Below are 15,336 nucleotides of genomic sequence, written 5' to 3'. Positions count from 1 at the left end.
CCCTTGGGGTCATGCTAGATTCCTTCCAAGTCAGCCAACTAACTAACTTGGGGGATCGCAATGATCGTGGTGACTGGTGCGACCGGCAACATCGGGCGGACGCTGGTGCCGCTGCTGGCCGAGGCGGGCGAGGAGGTCCTGGCCGTCTCGCGGCAGCCGCAGCCCGCCGGGCTTCCGGCCGGTGTCCGGCACGCCCAAGCCGACGTCGGGGACGCCGCGAGCATGCGGCCGGTTCTCAAGGGCGCCGACGCCTTCTTCATCCTGCTGGGCGGCGAGCTCAATGGCCACGGCGAAAGCCCGCAGGCCCTTCTGGACGCGGCCGCGGCCGCCGGGGTCAAGCGGGTCGTCCTGCTCTCCTCCCAGCTCAACTCCACCCGGCCCAAGGCCCTTTCGCACGCCCGCCTGCGCGAGTTCGAGGCCGCCGTGCACGCGTCCGGAGTGGACTTCACCATCCTGCGCCCGGGTGGCTTCGCCTCCAACGGCTTCGCCTGGGCCGAGTCGGTCCGTACCAAGCGCACGGTCTTCGCCCCGTTCCCAGATGTGGCACTGCCCGTTATCGACCCGGCAGACATCGCCGAGGTCGCCGCTGCCGCGCTGCGCGAGGACGGCCACGCGGGCCGTACGTACGAGCTGACCGGCCCCGAGGCCATCAGCCCGAGGAGGCAGGTCGCGGTGATCTCCGAGGCCCTGGGCGAGGAGGTGGCCTTCGTGGAACTTTCCCGCGAGGAAGCCCACGCCCACATGGCGCAGTTCATGCCGCAGGAGGTCATCGGCGGCACCCTGGACGTCCTCGGTGTCCCGCTGCCGGCCGAGCAGGAGATCAGCCCCGACGTGGAGAACGTCCTCCGCCGTCCGGCCAGGCCCTTCGGCGCGTGGGTCGCGCGCAGCCTGCCGGCCTTCCGATAGAACCTGCCCCGGGCGCGTGGAAAACGGTGCGCGCCCGGGACAGCGCCTTTGGCGGCCGGGCTGAAGCAGGACCGGTCCCGTGAGTTGACCCCGAACCCACGGGTCTATCCCGCCACGGACTGCCGGTGCGGAACCACCACATCACGGCGTTGAACTGCCGCCGTAGGTCGGGGACCGGGCCCCGCTCGCCCAGCGGCGGGAGGTGCGGCTCGACCAGGGCCCACTCATCGTCCGTCAGATCGCCACGCGCCATGCCCCCGGCCTACCAGGCTGCGGGACAGGGCGCAGCCGAATCCACCAATCCCTGATCGCAACTACGAACACGCTCTAACGGCGTCCAATGGTCATGAGGGTGGTGCCGCCGGTGAGGCGCAGTGCGCGCTGGACCAGGTCGGGGCCGTAGATCCACTCAAGGGCGGTCCGCCCGAACGAGTCGACGGTGTGGGTGACAAGGGTGGTCTCGCCCGCCATGCACTCCAGTTGTGCCTGGGTCTTCATTTCTTGCCGGAGCTCGGGGGGCAGGTCCTCAAGGCCCGTGAGCTCCGGCAGGGTCTCGTCCTCATGGACGGCCGGGGCGGGGCCTTGGGGGGGCGAATGCTTCGTCGACCAGGCGCTGGACGGCGTGGGACTTCGGTCCCTGCCAGTTGCCCTCCCACTCCTGGTGACGGGCCTTTTCCGCGCGGCGGGAGTCCCGGTAGGCGCGCCCGGCTCTCCGGCGTCGGCCACAGGGTCACCGCCCCCGCCAGCCGCCGGGCGAGGAACCCGGACGGACGGTGCACCTGGTCCGGGGCGTCACCGCAGTCCAGGAGGGCGATCACATCGTCGGCACTCCACCCGGCATCGGCGACCTCCCGCAGGATCCAGGCGATCCGGGGCACCGAGGCGCGGCCCATCCATGGCAGCTGGCGGATCAGCTCTCCGGCCAGTTGGAAACGGCGCCCGACGTCGTTGAGCGACGATCTGCAGGGCCCACCAACACGCTGCGGGTGCCCGTCACCCCCCGACGGTACCGGGCAGACGAGCCCGGCCAGACCACCACCGGGACGATGAAGGCCTTGGCCGCTCCTGCGGCGGCCTCACCACAAAGATCCACGTGGTGGGTGAGGGCGGCCTGCGGCCCCTGGCCCTACTGATCACACCCGGACAATGGGGCGACGCGCCTCAGATGATTCCGGTCCTGGAGCGCATCCGCGTCCCGCGGCCGATGGGCGGGCACCCGCGCACCCGCCCGGACCACCTGAGCGGCGATCGTGCCTGCAGCTCTCGGCGCAATCGCCGTTACCTGCGGCGCCGACAGATCAAGCACACCATCCCTGAGCCGAGGAATCAGCAGGCCAATAGCTTGCGCCGTGGAAGCCGAGGTGGCCGGCCCACCAGCTTCGAGAAGGCCCGCTACGTTCGCAGGAACGAAGTGGAGCGGTTGATCGGAAAGTTGAAGATGAATCGAGCGGTTGCCACGAGGTTCGACAAGCGGGTCTATGTCTTCTGCGGCACTGTGACCGTCGCGGCCATACGCCTGTGGCTTCGTGCATGACCCGTCAGACGGAACCTGGCTGGCCCCTGGTCTGCCTCCCCGGGTGCCCGGGGAGGCAGATCCGCCGCCTACGCGTCGATGATGACCTCGAACGCCTCGCCCTGCATGATGCGGTCGGACGTCACCGCCCTCCCGAACTCGGAACCCGCAGCGGAGTTGTCCTTTTCGTCGACATGGGCCCGGATGCAGGGCGCGTTGGGCGGGGTGCCCCGGTCGACAGTCACGTTCGCCACGTCCCACACCCCGCCGACCTCGCGCGGGGTGATGTCGATACACAGTTCACCCTCGTTGCCGCCCTGCACCGACTTGGCGAACGGGTACTCGTCACACGAGTCGTTGGGGATGCCCGTGGCGCCCCGGGGGAACTTGTACTTCCCACGGTCACAGGTCAGGGCACGCCTGCCCTCGGCCTCCGGGTCAAGCGGGTCAACATACCACCGGTTCAGCAGGTGCCCGGGGGTGCCGAACTTGCCCGTGAGGTTCTTCTGCGCCCACTCGTAGGCGACGGCCGCCCCCTTGTAGAGCGACCGGTGGAGTGTCACGTTGGCCGTGTGCCCGTCGACAATGCATCCGGGCGGCGATCCGTCCTTCGGTGAGACCTTGTCGTCACAGCGCACCTTGGGGCCGGGCCAGTCCAGGAACCTGTTCACGGGCCTCCCGCCGCCCTTGACGGTGATAATGGTCCCGTTCACGTGGTAGGAGGGCTGGACGATCGTGTCAAAGCCCTTGCCGACCGACGAGCTGTAGGAGAGGGTTCCGTCCTCCCTGCCCTGGCCGTTCTTCAGGAGCACGGGCGCGCCGCCCCAGGCCGGTGCCCCCGCCGTGCACTGGCCGCTGCACGTGGCGCTCAGAGCCATCGTCACAGCGGCGATATTGGGCGTCATGTCGGTGACTTGGATCACGATGTCCTCCTTCCACTGTGCATTGGGCAGGGAGTTCATGGCCGCTGCGGCGAAGACCAGGACATGGGCCTGGCCGTTCACCTTGTTGTCCTCGCCAAGGGTCACGTACTCGGCCAGGTACCGCATGCAATACGCCTTGCGGTTCGAGGGGATGGGCTCGATGGGCTTATTCGGGTCGGGGTCTTTTTCGAGGCAGAGGTCCGCCCCCGGGTTGGCACGGGCGACCCGGGGGGCTGCGGCGGGCACGGCGGCGAGGGCGGAGGCGGTGGCCGGTCCCGTCTTGATGCAGGTCCAGGTCATGCCCTCGCGCCGGAGGTCGGGCCCGGCTTCCGTACAGTCGCCGTGGCCCTGGGGGACTGTACGGCTCGTGGGCGGTTGGGCGGCGGCCGGTTGGGCGCCCACGGTGCACAGGGCTGCGGTGAGGGCGAGCGAGGCTATCGCTGCCAGGCCGCGTCTGACGTGTTTCAAAAGGTGGTCCCTTCCTCGGGTGGCCCCGTTGCGGGCACACCGAAGGCATGGAACCGGTCAACTCCCTTCATGCCAACCGAGAACGCGACAGTTCGTGATCGTATTTGGCCAGTTGTGGTACAGACCTGCCGCCCCCGACGGCGCTAGTTTCACTCACACTCACCTCACAGATCACACACAGGGGGAAAGCAACGATGCGCCGCACAAGAACCCGCCTGGGCAGAGGGCTCGGAGCGCTCATAGCCACCGCGACGGCCGCCGTGGGCCTGGCCGCCACCCCGGCCGCCGCCACCCCGGCCGCCTCCGGGCAGACGGTCCAGCCCGGCCAGACCTGTGCCGCAGCCGATCTCGGCACACGCCACCCGGTCATCAAGACGACCGAAGTCACCCCGACGATCACCCACTTCAAGGGCTGGTACGTCACCCAGGGCTCCACCGGCAGCCATACCGTCACCACCAGCACCCAGACCACCATCTCGGTGTCTGTCGGCCTCAACGGCACCGTTCAGGGAAGCTTCGCCGTCGAGGCCCTCGGCAGCGTCGGCGCGAGCCTTGGCCTGAACGTGCAGGTCAACTACTCCTCCACCAGCAGCGAGTCGAACTCCGTCTCCTGGAACTTCTTCGAGCCCGGCTACTACGGCCTCTACAAGGGCACCAAGAAGGTCACCGGCACCTACGGCAGCCTCAACTGCAACCGCGTCCAACAGGGCGACGGCAGCTGGGCACTGAAGTGGACCGAGGGCCCCGACAGCGGCAGCTACACCACCTACACCGCCCTCGAAGAAGGCGCGGTGCGCTGCGAGGACAAGGTCCCCGCCAACAGCATCATGGCCAAGGCCCAGGGCCTGTTGGACTGCGGCTCCCCCGCCGCCACCGCGAAGCACCCGGCAGGTCCCGTCCCCTCGATCAAGGCCGACCAGGCCAAGCACGACGCCGACAACGCCGCAACAGCCGCCAAGGCCACCCAGAACATGAAGGCCACCCCGCGCGCCGCCCTGAACTGCCAACCCGGCGCCTACAAGATCGACGTCCCCGGCAAGCCTCTGAACTGGAGCGCACCGCTCTTCGCCAACGACGGCATCCGCCTGCGCGAATCCAACTTCACCAGCGCCCACCTGGACAACTGGCGACTGTGCAACGTGACCGAGCACAACGGCGTCATCGAGGCGTCCCTGTGGAACTGGGGAAACGGCGGATGCGCGACCATCCCCGCGAACATCGCCAACCAGGAGCAGGCATACCTGACAACGGCCACCTGCGGGGAAGACGACCTCCAGCGGTTCTACATCTACCGCGACGTACCCGGCAGCACGAAGATCGGACTGCAGAACAAGTACACCGGCTCCATGCTGGGCCACAACCGGTACGCGGACGGGGAACTCATCCGCCAGTACTCCAGCGGCAGGCAGGACGGCACGGGTACATACACCCTGACCGGAGTCTGACGACCCCCACCCCGTGAGCGCGGCCCCGCACGTGAACCCCCGGCCTCCCGGTTCCGTGCGGGGCCCTCCGCACCTCTACCCCGAGCCCAGCCTCAGGGACCGGTGCCCGCGGCCGAACGTCTCCTGCTGCATGCGGCGAACCCCTGCCAAGGTGATTCGCGCTTCACTCCGATGACAGCAGCGAGCTCAACTCATGGGAAGAGGTCAACTCATGGGCATACGAGTCCTGTTGACGGTGGCCAACGAGTCTCGCCTCGGTTCGTCACCGACCCATCAGACAGGCCCTAGGCAGGACCGGCCGCCTCAGTTTCCTTGGGCGAGCCGGCCACATGACCCAGGCAGGGGCATGAGCGTCCGGCACTCAAGCTGAACACATGGACTTGACAGGGAACGGGCCCGGGGCTCGAACGCTATGCGATACCTGCTGGGAAATCGTCGAGGCCGCCCGCAAGTCTCCGAGGTCTGCTTGAGGTGGTCGCTGAAGGCTGACGGCCCAGGTCAGACGGCGCTCTTGCCAGGCTTCTTGGTGAGGGCCTTGATCGGCTGGTCGCGGCTCATGGAGGAACGCCCCCTGGTGCCCGCCTTGGCCGCCCGCTGGTAGAGCTCGGCCTTGCTGAACCCGGCCAGGTCACCCCGGCTCTTCGCGGCGCTGGCCCGGCGGCCCCGGCTGGCGTTGCTAGGAGCGGGCCGGGTCTTGGCGGGCTTCTTGCCCGCGGCCGGCTTGCCGGTGGCCGCCTTCCGCGACGGCGCCCGCTTCCGCCGGGCCGGGCCGGCGCCACCGGTCCGCTGCTGGGCCTGATCGATGCTGCTCTGCAAAGCCGCCATCAGGTCGACCACGTTGGTCGCCTCCGGCGGCGCAGGGGAGGGCTCCATCTCTTGGCCTTCGGCCTTCGCCCGGACCAGCTCCTCCACCTGCTCGTGGTACGTATCGTGGTACTCCTCGGGTTTCCAGTCCGTGGCCAGTGCCTCGATCAGCTGCACCGCGCTCTCCAGCTCCTTGCTCCGCCCCACTGGGCTGCACGCCGTACCGCCACGCTCACATCGGAGCGCGGGCAGCGCACAAGTGGCGGGCAGCCGGATGACCGGCGGGACATGTACCGCGATGGGGTAGTGACATCCAGGCGAGGCCGGTCGTGGCGCCCCCTGAACCCACCCGGCGCCGGGGTCCGCTGGCGAAGGCGCCCAGTTCGTCACTGCCATGGGAGCCAGCTGGGGCAATTCGGGGCAAGCTCGAGTGGTCGGATAGTATCCACGCTGCGGCGTTCAGCAAACTCCGCCGGTTGGATCGCCGGGCGCACTGACCTCCTACCTTCTCGATCAGGTCCGCATGGGTGTGGTTGCCTGCGACGTGCCGCCATCGTTCGATGACGAACACCGTGCCCTGTATCTGCAGAGCAATTTCTTCACGACTGGTGTGGCGCAGCTCGCTGAGGGGGTGGCTCATCTTCTTCTGGCTCTTGCGCATCATCCCGAGGTCCAGCAGCGCATGGCAGCAGAGCCCGGCGACGCGGCCTTCTACGACCGTGCCATCAACGAGTCATTGCGTATGTACCCGCTGTTCGGTATCTCCCAGCGCATCACCACGGGCCCGATCGATGTGGGTGGTGAGACCCTTCCCACGGGATCTGTCCTGTTCGCGTGGGACCTGTCCGCGATACCGCCGGGCCGCCTCCAGAGCATGGTCCGCTTCGCGCGCGCCGCCCGCCCCAGGCGGTCGCCGACCTGGCCGGAGACCGACGCCTGGCCACCCTGGTCGCGTTCACCTCGGTGAGCCGCAGATCGCTGCGGACGAGGCGATCGAGGTCTTCGACCTGGTGATAGGGGGACGTCATCCGCAGCTCCGCCGCCAAGATGACCAGGAAGCGGCTGCGGCCCCTCAAGGTCCTGGACGCCGCCGCGATCCTGCTGCGCGAGGTGTGGTGAGCTGGGGGGCGATCGTGCTGGGCGTGGCGGCTTGGGTGGCGGATCGGCAGAGCTCAGCGGTCCGCCCGGCAGGCCACCCGTCTCCTGGCATGGAGCCGGCGATGTACTGCGGCATAGGTCATGATGCCGTGAAAGGGGTGCGTATTGCGTGCCGTTCCGTTCTTCTCTCTCACCCTCCGGCCTCGACGTACCGGAATTCCGGACCAAAGGTCATCTCGCTGCCACCCGGCAGCGGCATCTGCATCAACTGCCGAGCTGGTTCCTCCAGTTTGCGCATCTCCCCGACGGCTTTGCTCAGCAATTGTGCCGGTGTTGGCGTACTTGACGGATCAGCCTGCCAGGTTTGTTCGAGGAATCGAAGCATCGAGCTGTAGTGCTGATTGAAGGTGCCCAGGGCCCCGCGCACCTCACTGGAGACCGGAACCCCACCCTGCTCCCAGCCGCCGCTGGGGACCGTTCCCATGCGGGAGGTCCGTGGCATGGGAATCTCGTCGCCCTGGAAGTCGAACCGCTGCGGGTCGCTCGACACCAGGACCAGTTTTCGGCCGTGGAAAATCTCCCGGAAAGAGTAGAAGTGGGCCAGCTCCCCCGGCGGCCCAGGGAACGGGTTGTCCGGCGACGCGGCAGTTCCTTCACCCTGTTCCTTGATGATGGTGATGGCAGCCTCTACATCTTCCAGTGATGTGAGTGCGACGACATCGTTCCCCTTGCCGTGGGACGACATGTTCCTGATGACCTGCTTGGTTCCCTTGATGAGCTGCGGCTGGTTCCGGAACGCTTCAAGGATTTGCGTGTAGAAGGCCCCGATGGATGTGTGGACTTCCTCGGCCTCGACGACAGGGTGGTCGGGCCTCTCGATCTGGGAGTACATGTCGACCGCCTCCCTGGTCAGGCCGGTGAGGGAAACGGACAGCTCGGGCCGTACGCCGCCGGGCAGTGGTCCGGGATACTTCGGCACCAGTGCCGCGTCGGCGATCCGGGGGGCGCCGCCGATGGTGGTGAGCATGTTGCAGACCAGGCCCATGTGGGACATCTCGTCGAAGACGATTTCCTTGATTGTTTCGGAGACCTCGCCGTCACGGTCCGGATCCTCGATCGACCAGAGACCGCACAAGTAAGGGGGAAGCGTCGCCAGCTCCAGCAGGACCGCCTGCTGCAATGCGTTTTTGAGCCACAGCTCGTCGTGTTCCTCGGCGGGCATCCGCATCAGTTCGACGATCATATTGCTTCGATAGTTGAGAACCGTGGACACAGTGCTCTCCTTCTCGCTTGTGGGGATTCTGAATTTATTGTGAAACGCAGTGCGTGTGCGTCATTGGACGCGCGAGACCGCGCTGGCAGAGTTCATCCGTACGGTCGGAGTGGGTTGCGATACGCCGGAGCAGTGCTCGGGGAGGAATTCCTGCAGCCCGGTAGGGGTTCCCGTGTTGGTCACTACCACTTTCACCTGTTTGGCCGCGGCTCGTCGGAGTGCGAACCGGCACGGATGGACGTACGAGCGTCGTGGGCACCGCACATCTCGAAGAAGGCGGGCCTTCGCGGAGGTGACCGTAGAAGAGCAACGGTGCTTCTGGAGCCCGCCGCCTTCACTCGCGACGCCGTCGGGCCTCGTGCTCAGGTGGACGCAAGTCGGGAGTCGGGAGTAACCGAGGACGTGACGGCCAAGTCGCGCATCACCAAAGAATCCACCAGGCTGGACATCAGGTCCTGCACCGCCCCACGACAGCCTTCTGCTGCCTCCGACTGATCCAGGTCAGCCGGACCCATCCACGGTGAGGGCCTCTGTTCCGGCACCGGCCGCCCTGCAAGCCGGCCCGGAAACGTCATGTTCCAGGCTCGATGAAAGGGGCCGGCATGCCCGTCGATCTCAGCAATCCCCTGTCGTGGAAGAACGCCACCGGTGATGCCGACACGATGCTGCAGAATCTGCAGGCCAATATCCTGAAGGGTCACGTACGCGAGCACCTTCACATCCTGCTGCTGCAGTTCGGCCAGGGCGCGGAAGGCACTGCGGAGGCGCGGGCTTTCCTGACCGGGCTGGCCCAGCTGGTGAAGTCGGCCAAGACGCAACTTCAGGAAGTGAAGGCCTTCAAGGAGAACGGGCCGAACGACGTGTCGGACGTGCCCTATGTCGGTGTGGGGCTCACGTTCGCAGGCTATGGCCGGCTGGATCTGAAGGACCGGGCCCCCATCGATGACGCTTTCAGGAGGGGGATGCGGGACGCCGGGACCCGGGAAAAGCTCGGAGACCCGGAGGTCGCGCAGTGGGAATCCGGCTTTCAGGAGGAGATCCACGCCGTCGTCCTGGTCGGCGGCGCCGAAGCAGGCCCGGTGGACTCCAAGCTCCAAGAGATCGAGGGTCTGCTGACGGGCTCGATCCGTGTGCTCGGCAGGGAGACGGGCCGCGGCATGCACAATGCGAACGGTGACGGGATCGAGCACTTCGGCTATGTCGACGGCCGCAGCCAGCCGCTGTTCCTCACCGAGGATCTGGAGGAAGAGCGCCGCCGGACCGACGGAGTCTCCGTATGGGACCCGGCCCAGCCACTGGAACGCGTACTGGTCGCGGATCCCGCTGCTCCCGACCCTGCGACGGACTTCGGCAGCTACTTCGTGCTGCGCAAGCTGGAGCAGAACGTCCGGGCGTTCAGGCAGGCGGAGGAAGCCCTCGCCGATGTGTTGAAGCTCGAGAACAACGACCGCGAGCGGGCCGGTGCGATGCTCGTCGGCCGCTTCAAGGACGGGACTCCGCTCACGTTGCAGGCCACGCCCGGAGCACACAGCCCGGTGATGAACAACTTCAACTACGCCAGCGACGACGCCGCCGACAAGTGTCCGTACCAGGCACACATCCGCAAGACCAACCCGCGCGGGTCCGGCGGCTTCGGGCAGCCACCGGAGGCCGAACGCCGCCACCTGATGGCGCGGCGCGGGCAGACCTATGGCGAGCGGTCCGAGGGCGACCTTCCCGAGACCGGCGTCGGCCTGCTGTTCATGGCATTCAACTCGGATCTGAACAGGCAGTTCGAGTTCACGCAGAACACCTGGGCCAACAACCCCGGCTTCCCGGAGCCCGGTGAAGGTGAGGCGGCCCCCGGCCTCGACCAGGTCATCGGGCAAGGCGATCGCCCCCCGGCGACCTGGCCGCGGGTGTGGGGCGAGGTGGAGGGCCAGGAAGTCCCTGCCATGGCGCAGGCCGTGACCATGAAGGGCGGCGAGTACTTCTTCATGCCCTCGCTCTCCTTCCTGCGCAGTCTGTGACCGGCACGCACCGACCACCACGAGCTGGAGATCTCCTCGTAGCCTTCACGGACCCTGTCCAAGGACCCGGTACTGCTGCTGGTGACGATGTACTGCTGCATCGACACCAGTGATCTCTACCTGGAGAAGCCATCCGACGTGCAGCACTACGGCGTGATGTTTGGCCACCTCCAGGCCCTGGCCCTCAGTCCCGACAGCAGTCGCGGCTTCATCACCGACGTCACCAAGACGTACATCGACGCGGCGAGCTGCCTCTGAGTGCGGTTTGCGAAGTTCTGGGCGTCTGGCTGACGGTCTCGCCGTGGTGATGGGACGAGTGGTCGGGCAGGTACGGCGCGACGGCGGCCGCGATATCCGGCCAGCGGTCCAGCACGCTGCCGCCGGCGGCCGGGAGCTCCCAGGCCGGTCGGCCATCAAGCCTTGGAGCGCGGCAGCGAACCCGCCCGTCGCGCTGCACCACGCGGGTACGGCGGCGGCGCGGGGCGCAGGCCTCGCTGGCGCCGCGCTTCTTGGCGGCTTCGCGGGCCTGGTGCAGCGCGACCCGGGCCAGCTCGACGCCGGACAGCTCATGGCGCGGCGGCGGGTACCGGGTGAGGTGGGCGACGAGGTGAGGCGCGGCGGCGGTGGTGAAGGCGAACGGGCCGGTGCGGTTCCTCAGGCGCTCGACGGTCATGACGATCGGCTGGCGCCAGTCCTCCACGAGTCCGCCGGAGGCCTTGCTGATCCTGCTGTTCGGGTGGTGACCAGCGGCGGACGCAGCGTGACCTTGCCGAGCAGCGGGTGCGAGGCGTCCATGGCGAAGTCGAGGATCTCGTAGCGGGCGAAGTCGATGCCGCCGGGTGGGACGGCCAGCGTCCTGAAGCCGGTGAAGCGCAGGCCCGGGTGCGGTGACGGGGCGTCGCCCGCGAGCGTGGCGCCGGTGGCGTGCAGGCCGAGCCGGTAGACCTTCCCCACGGTCGGCAACTGTCCGGTGCGGTCCTTCGGGGCCGCGACGGCGGCGCCGGGCAGGACGAGCCCTGCGCCGGCGGCCGCCACACCACGGAGCAGGCGGCGTCGGCTCATGGGGGAAATGTGCTGATTCATGCAGGCGAGTGTGCCCGGGTCGCCGCCCGGGGCGGGGCCGATGGGCGACGGGCCCCGCCAACGGGTGACGCCGGGCGCCGCTACGCCGGTGAGGGGCCGGCGACGCGCCTGGCGTAGTCGGCGAGGGAGGGTTCGAGGGCACCGAAGACATGGGCGGCGTCATCGGTGACGGCGGCCGCGATCAAGGCGTTGTCGTGCCCCGCGAGCGTGAGTTCCTGGATCCGCCGGAACAGCAGCCGGTGCGCGGCCCCGAGCTGGGCCGCCGCGCATCGCGGGGCGATGTCGGCGGGGTCGGCGTCCGTCGCCGCCGCCAGCGCACGGGCGAGGGCGTCCTCGCGCAGGTCGTGGAGGTCGCGGAGGCGCGCCGTGAGGGTGGGGCTGTCCGCGATCATGCGGCTGAACTCCGGCCCCGCGAAGCCGGCCACCGGGTTGTGGTCGCGGGCGGCGGCCTCGAATTCCCGGCGCAGCGCGGCCAGCGCGGATTCGCCGGGCGCACGGGCGTCCAGGGCCCGCGCCAGGCTCGCCACGAACTCCTCGTGGTGGTCGAGGGCCAGGTCCTCCTTGCGCGGGAAGTAGTTGGTGACCGTCTTCTTCGCCACCCGGGCCGCCGTGGCGATCTCGGCGACGGTCGTCGCCTCGAAGCCCTGGGCCATGAAGAGCCTGGTCGCGTGAGCGGAGATCAGTTGCCGGGTCTCGTGCTTCTTGGACTCCCTGAGTCCCATGGGTGCGGTGGTCATGGAGGGAATCTTACCCTCGGGATAAATTTCCACTTGACCTTTCACTACCCCCGTACTACTTTTACGCCTGTTGCAAGATCACCCCGGTGGTCACCGCCCTTCCGAGGAGCCACTTGAACGTCACCGCCAGCACCCTGTCCCTGACCGTCGACGACGTCGCGGCCTCCCGCGACTTCTTCAGCGCGCACTTCGGCTACGCGCAGACCGCGGCGGCCGACGGGTTCGCCGCCCTGTCCCGCGAGGACGCCGCCGTCGACCTGGTCCTGCTCCAGCGCGGCACGCCGGTCCTGCCCGCGGACCAGCGCGACCGGCGCGCCTCGGGCCTGATCCTCGCCTTCACCGTCACCGGCATCGAGGACCAGGAGCGGCGGCTGCGCGTCGAGGGCGTCACCCTCACGATGCCGCTGCGCGACGAGCCCTGGGGCGAGCGGCTCCTCCAGGTCACCGACCCCAACGGCGTGGTCGTCCAGCTCGTGGAATGGGTCACCCCCGCCGCCTGACCCCGGCGGCCGCCCCGCCGTCCCACCGCTTCATCGCCCCGCCGCCTCACCGCTTCGCCGTGACCCCGCCGGACCACAGGAGAGAGCACCGCATGCGCAAGCTGACCTACTTCATCGCCTCCACGCTCGACGGTTTCATCGCCGGCCCCGACGGCGCCGACCCCACGGGCCCCGGCGGCTTCTGGACCCCCGCCGAGGACTACCTGCACCACCTCATCGGCGAGTACCCCGAGACCCTCCCCGGCCCGGCCCGCGCCGCGTTCGGCATCACCGCCGAAGGCACCCACTTCGACACGGTCGTCGAGGGCCGCAAGAGCTACGAGATCGGCCTCGCGGCCGGCGTGAGCGACGCGTACCCCCACCTCCGGCACCTGGTCTTCTCGCGCACCCTGACCGAGAGCCCGGACCCCGCCGTCGAACTGGTCGCCGCCGACCCGGTCGCGACGGTGCGCGAACTGAAGCGCGCCGGCTCCGGCGACGGCAAGGGGATCTGGCTCGTCGGCGGCGGCGAGCTGGCCGGAGTGCTCTACGGCGAGATCGACCGCTTGATCGTCAAGCTCAGCCCGCTGACCATCGGCACGGGCATACCGCTCTTCGGGCGCGGCACGGCCTTCTCGCCGGGTGCGTGGCAGCTCACCGACCACACGGTCCTGAAGTCGGGGGCGGCGTTCCTCACGTACGACCGGGCCTCGGGGGAGTAGGGCGGGGGTCGTTGACGAGCCAGCAAGTCAGCTAGCTGGCTAACCCGCAGGTGAGTGGGCGGGTGGTTGGGGCCGGTGGGTGCTGGGGGCCTTCGCCGGCCAATAACGGCAACACCTCGACGGTCCCTCGACCAGCGGCACGCCGTTCGGCTTCCCGTAGGTGCGCGCCGTTGTGCTCGCGGAGATCGGCACCCACGCCGTCCTTGACGCCGGCCTGGGCGGCTACCGGGACGGCGAGCGTCGCCTGGCCTACCGCTGGCCAGCTCGACGAGCGCCGGTGATCTCGTCATCGCCGACCGCGGCTTCCGGTCGGTCGAGTTCGCCCACGCCTTCACCACGTCCGGCGCCCACCTGCTGGTCAGGCTCCAGTCCAACCACCTCGGCACCACGCAGGCCGACCTCCCGGACGGCTCCCGCCTGACGCTGATGCGACCCGGCAAGGAGGTCCGCCTCCGGGCCGCCCGCGAGGGGCGGGTGCTGCCGAAGGAGATCACCTACCGCGTCATCACCTTCGCCAGGGGCGACATGCACCTGGGCACCTCCCTGCTGAACCACGAGCAGTACCCGGCGGATGAGCTGGTTGCCCTCTACCGGCAACGCTGGGAGATCGAGCCGACCTTCGACGAGATCAAGAACCACCTCGGGCCCGGCGGACCGCTCCGGTCGCGGACCCCGGAGGCCGTGCGACAGGAGCTGTGGGCCCTGCTCGCGGTCCACCAGGCCGTACGCCGGTTCGTGCACGCCGCCGCGGCGAGCGGACCGGTTTTGGACGCTGACCGGCTCTCCTACCTCCGCTGCGTCCGTATCGCCCGCCGCAGCGTACCGTTCCAAGCCTGTTCGCCCCGGTGATGTACGGATCGCGCTGGTCGGTTCCTGTGGGTCTCGGCTATTCCGCTGTGGTGGGTATGTGCTGGCGTTATTGATCGACTTGCTTCAGTTTATGAGGAGAAGTAGCACGTCTCGATGTAAGGCTGAGTGGGAACCTTCAGGTGGTGGGGGCTGTGGTGTTGCCGTATTCGTCTACTGCCCGCGCCACGATTGCCTGGAGGTGGGTGTGGTGGGTTCCGTGCCAGTAGACCTGTTTACACACGGTGCATTGTGCGAACACGTCATACGTCGTCCGTGTGCCGTGTTCCAGCCTCCCGGCGACCGCGTTTTTGTCGGTTTGGTGTAGGAGTCCGTTGCAGTGTGTGCAGCGTGTCCAGGGTGCGAGTGGGGGCGCGAACCTGCTCAGTGCGTCGTGGAGTTGTTGTTCGGGGTGGTGGCTGTAGATATAGGCGCCGGCCCATAGTTCTCGGCGGCGCAGTAGTCCTCGGTCGCGGGTGAGCAGGGTGCGGTGTTCGGTTGCTGATTGGGTGGCGAGGGCTTGGTCGCCGATGTCGGTGTTGTGGTAGGCGGTGTCTATGCCGAGGAGGCGCAGGCGTCGGGCGAGGGTTCCCAGGTGTATGTCGAGGAGGAACCGTAGCGGCGCCCCGGGTACGGCCTGTGGCCGTGTGACGGCGCGTACTTCGACCTGCTCGCCTTCGCGGGGTATGTGTGAGGGATCCGCTGTTCGGCCGTCGACGAGCAGGGCGCCGATCTCGGTGCGTGGTATTCCGAAGGATTCCAGGGTGTGACCGAGGGTGGAGCGCCCGTCGGTGGTGAGTGTGGTCTTCTCTCCGCGCTGGTGGGTGGGGGCGAGGGGGCGTAGCTCGGGGGCGAGGAGGAGGTCGATTGCGGGGCCGTTCACCTTTTCAGCATGCATCGCCTGCTCATTGTCGGGCCACCCTTCTTTTTTCTCTTTGTCGTGGTGGGTGTTGGCCGTGTGCTTGTTGGTGTGGAGGGGTGGGTGTGGCCCCCCTTGTCTGGGTGGCGGCTGTGTCTGCCCGCCGCCGGG

17 protein-coding genes and 1 pseudogene are annotated in these 15,336 nt (G+C 68.3%); 9 read left to right on the top strand and 9 right to left on the bottom strand.

The window, feature by feature from the left end:
- Window positions 1-60 precede the first annotated feature (60 nt).
- Entirely contained in the window at window positions 61-906 is an 846-nt protein-coding gene (locus ACZ303_RS23150; protein WP_467341913.1) for an SDR family oxidoreductase, read from the top strand.
- On the opposite strand, the gene ACZ303_RS23145 is transcribed toward ACZ303_RS23150, so the two are convergent.
- The gene (locus ACZ303_RS23145; RefSeq protein ID WP_467341911.1) at window positions 821-1,159 is read right to left on the bottom strand and encodes a transposase; all 339 of its coding nucleotides are present in this window, start codon (window positions 1,157-1,159) and stop codon (window positions 821-823) included. The genes ACZ303_RS23150 and ACZ303_RS23145 overlap by 86 nt on opposite strands.
- 74 nt (window positions 1,160-1,233) lie before the next feature.
- Window positions 1,234-1,404 (bottom strand): hypothetical protein, encoded by a 171-nt coding sequence (locus ACZ303_RS23140; protein ID WP_467341909.1) that lies wholly within the window; start codon window positions 1,402-1,404, stop codon window positions 1,234-1,236.
- Between the two features lie 454 nt (window positions 1,405-1,858).
- Between ACZ303_RS23140 and ACZ303_RS23135 the strand changes: the two are divergent.
- Window positions 1,859-2,440, top strand: a pseudogene (locus ACZ303_RS23135) (IS5 family transposase); the annotation flags it as partial.
- Between the two features lie 68 nt (window positions 2,441-2,508).
- Here the strand turns inward: ACZ303_RS23135 and ACZ303_RS23130 are convergent.
- Window positions 2,509-3,810, bottom strand: a complete 1,302-nt coding sequence (locus tag ACZ303_RS23130; RefSeq protein WP_467341907.1) for a NucA/NucB deoxyribonuclease domain-containing protein — start codon at window positions 3,808-3,810, stop codon at window positions 2,509-2,511.
- Window positions 3,811-4,004: 194 nt separating this feature from the next.
- Between ACZ303_RS23130 and ACZ303_RS23125 the strand changes: the two genes are divergently transcribed.
- A complete protein-coding gene (locus ACZ303_RS23125; protein WP_467341905.1) occupies window positions 4,005-5,255 on the top strand; it encodes a hypothetical protein in 1,251 nt (416 codons plus the stop codon).
- A 498-nt stretch (window positions 5,256-5,753) separates the two neighbouring features.
- Here the strand turns inward: ACZ303_RS23125 and ACZ303_RS23120 are convergent, their stop codons facing one another.
- Window positions 5,754-6,266 carry a hypothetical protein gene (locus ACZ303_RS23120; protein WP_467341903.1) on the bottom strand — a complete coding sequence of 171 codons (513 nt, stop codon included), beginning with the start codon at window positions 6,264-6,266 and terminating at the stop codon, window positions 5,754-5,756.
- A gap of 316 nt (window positions 6,267-6,582) precedes the next feature.
- On the opposite strand from ACZ303_RS23120, the gene ACZ303_RS23115 reads away from it, so the two are divergent.
- Window positions 6,583-7,026 (top strand): cytochrome P450, encoded by a 444-nt coding sequence (locus ACZ303_RS23115; RefSeq protein ID WP_467341902.1) that lies wholly within the window; start codon window positions 6,583-6,585, stop codon window positions 7,024-7,026.
- A gap of 321 nt (window positions 7,027-7,347) precedes the next feature.
- On the opposite strand, the gene ACZ303_RS23110 is transcribed toward ACZ303_RS23115, so the two are convergent.
- The gene (locus ACZ303_RS23110; protein ID WP_467341901.1) at window positions 7,348-8,430 is read right to left on the bottom strand and encodes a ferritin-like domain-containing protein; all 1,083 of its coding nucleotides are present in this window, start codon (window positions 8,428-8,430) and stop codon (window positions 7,348-7,350) included.
- A 602-nt stretch (window positions 8,431-9,032) separates the two neighbouring features.
- On the opposite strand from ACZ303_RS23110, the gene ACZ303_RS23105 reads away from it, so the two are divergent.
- Together ACZ303_RS23105 and ACZ303_RS23100 are read left to right on the top strand one after the other, a co-directional pair.
- Complete coding sequence (locus ACZ303_RS23105; protein WP_467341900.1) at window positions 9,033-10,439, top strand: Dyp-type peroxidase; 1,407 nt, start codon at window positions 9,033-9,035, stop codon at window positions 10,437-10,439.
- Between the two features lie 87 nt (window positions 10,440-10,526).
- Window positions 10,527-10,697 carry a Scr1 family TA system antitoxin-like transcriptional regulator gene (locus ACZ303_RS23100; RefSeq protein ID WP_467342317.1) on the top strand — a complete coding sequence of 57 codons (171 nt, stop codon included), beginning with the start codon at window positions 10,527-10,529 and terminating at the stop codon, window positions 10,695-10,697.
- Here the strand turns inward: ACZ303_RS23100 and ACZ303_RS23095 are convergent.
- From ACZ303_RS23095 to ACZ303_RS23085, 3 genes are all read right to left on the bottom strand, one after another.
- Entirely contained in the window at window positions 10,660-11,112 is a 453-nt protein-coding gene (locus ACZ303_RS23095; RefSeq protein WP_467341898.1) for a DciA family protein, read from the bottom strand. The two genes, ACZ303_RS23100 and ACZ303_RS23095, sit on opposite strands and share 38 nt — an antisense overlap.
- Window positions 11,109-11,522 carry a hypothetical protein gene (locus tag ACZ303_RS23090; RefSeq protein WP_467341896.1) on the bottom strand — a complete coding sequence of 138 codons (414 nt, stop codon included), beginning with the start codon at window positions 11,520-11,522 and terminating at the stop codon, window positions 11,109-11,111. Before ACZ303_RS23090 ends, ACZ303_RS23095 begins: the two co-directional genes overlap by 4 nt.
- Before the next feature lie 80 nt (window positions 11,523-11,602).
- Window positions 11,603-12,259, bottom strand: a complete 657-nt coding sequence (locus ACZ303_RS23085; RefSeq protein WP_467341894.1) for a TetR/AcrR family transcriptional regulator — start codon at window positions 12,257-12,259, stop codon at window positions 11,603-11,605.
- 113 nt (window positions 12,260-12,372) lie between these two features.
- Between ACZ303_RS23085 and ACZ303_RS23080 the strand changes: the two genes are divergently transcribed.
- The 3 genes from ACZ303_RS23080 (at window position 12,373) to ACZ303_RS23070 (ending at window position 14,309) form a co-directional block, all read left to right on the top strand.
- A complete protein-coding gene (locus ACZ303_RS23080) occupies window positions 12,373-12,759 on the top strand; it encodes a VOC family protein (RefSeq protein ID WP_467341892.1) in 387 nt (128 codons plus the stop codon).
- Between the two features lie 92 nt (window positions 12,760-12,851).
- Window positions 12,852-13,460, top strand: a complete 609-nt coding sequence (locus ACZ303_RS23075; protein ID WP_467341890.1) for a dihydrofolate reductase family protein — start codon at window positions 12,852-12,854, stop codon at window positions 13,458-13,460.
- 255 nt (window positions 13,461-13,715) lie between these two features.
- Window positions 13,716-14,309 (top strand): transposase, encoded by a 594-nt coding sequence (locus ACZ303_RS23070; RefSeq protein WP_467342315.1) that lies wholly within the window; start codon window positions 13,716-13,718, stop codon window positions 14,307-14,309.
- A 136-nt stretch (window positions 14,310-14,445) separates the two neighbouring features.
- Here ACZ303_RS23070 and ACZ303_RS23065 read toward each other — a convergent pair whose 3' ends face one another.
- Window positions 14,446-15,189 carry a Mut7-C RNAse domain-containing protein gene (locus ACZ303_RS23065; protein ID WP_467342314.1) on the bottom strand — a complete coding sequence of 248 codons (744 nt, stop codon included), beginning with the start codon at window positions 15,187-15,189 and terminating at the stop codon, window positions 14,446-14,448.
- Window positions 15,190-15,336 lie beyond the last annotated feature (147 nt).

The organism is Streptomyces sp. NPDC023527 (assembly GCF_055560115.1).
Note: the sequence above shows the minus strand (reverse complement) of the source record. Positions and strands in the feature narration are given on the sequence as shown.